Source organism: Streptomyces doebereineriae (genome assembly GCF_031845645.1).
In the GTDB taxonomy this organism is placed as follows: Bacteria; Actinomycetota; Actinomycetes; order Streptomycetales; family Streptomycetaceae; genus Streptomyces; species Streptomyces canus.
The window spans coordinates 1-707 of the sequence record NZ_JAVREZ010000070.1; the positions used below are offsets into that span (position 1 = coordinate 1).

Below are 707 nucleotides of genomic sequence, written 5' to 3' on the forward strand. Positions count from 1 at the left end.
GTACTGACGTGCGGTGTCGATCTGGTCGACGGCACCGGCGGTCGACTCGTGATCCCGCTCGATCTGGTGGACCTGTCCGACCACAGTGCGGATCCTGTCACCGACGCGGATCGGTTGGCGCCGTTGAGTCTTGATGATGCGGCGTATGTGATCTTCACGTCGGGTTCTACCGGTGTTCCGAAGGGTGTGGCGATCAGTCATGCCGGTGTGCTGGGTGTGGCTGCGGCGCATCGTGAGTTGTTCGGGGTGGGTGCTGGTGCGCGGGTGTTGATGGTGGCCGCGCCGACGTTCGATGCCTCGGTGTTCGAGTGGTTGTGGGCTGTGGCGTCGGGGGCGGCGTTGGTGGTGGCCCCACCGGACGCCTACGCCGGCGAGGCGTTGACCGAGATCCTGTCCGGCCAGAACGTCACTGCCGCGTTGATCACTCCGACGGTACTGGCGACACTGGATCCGGCGCGGGTCGACGGACTGGGCACGTTGGTCACCGGTGGTGAGGCGTGCCCGGCGGAGCTGGTGGCGGCGTGGGCGCCGGGGCGGCGGATGTTCAATGCCTATGGCCCGACCGAGGTCACCATCTGGGCCACCTGGAGTGCACTGGCGGTTGGGGAACCGGTGCGCATCGGCACCCCGGTCCCCGGTACGTGTGCGCTGGTGCTGGATTCGCGGTTGAACCCGGCCCCGGTTGGGGTCGTGGGCGAGTTGTATGT

Annotated in this window: 1 protein-coding gene; it reads left to right on the forward strand. The window is 67.3% G+C overall.

What is annotated here, in order from left to right; genetic code table 11:
- Positions 1-707, forward strand: a 707-nt coding sequence (locus RNB18_RS50735; RefSeq protein ID WP_311720894.1) for an AMP-binding protein, incomplete at both ends; no start/stop codon positions are given.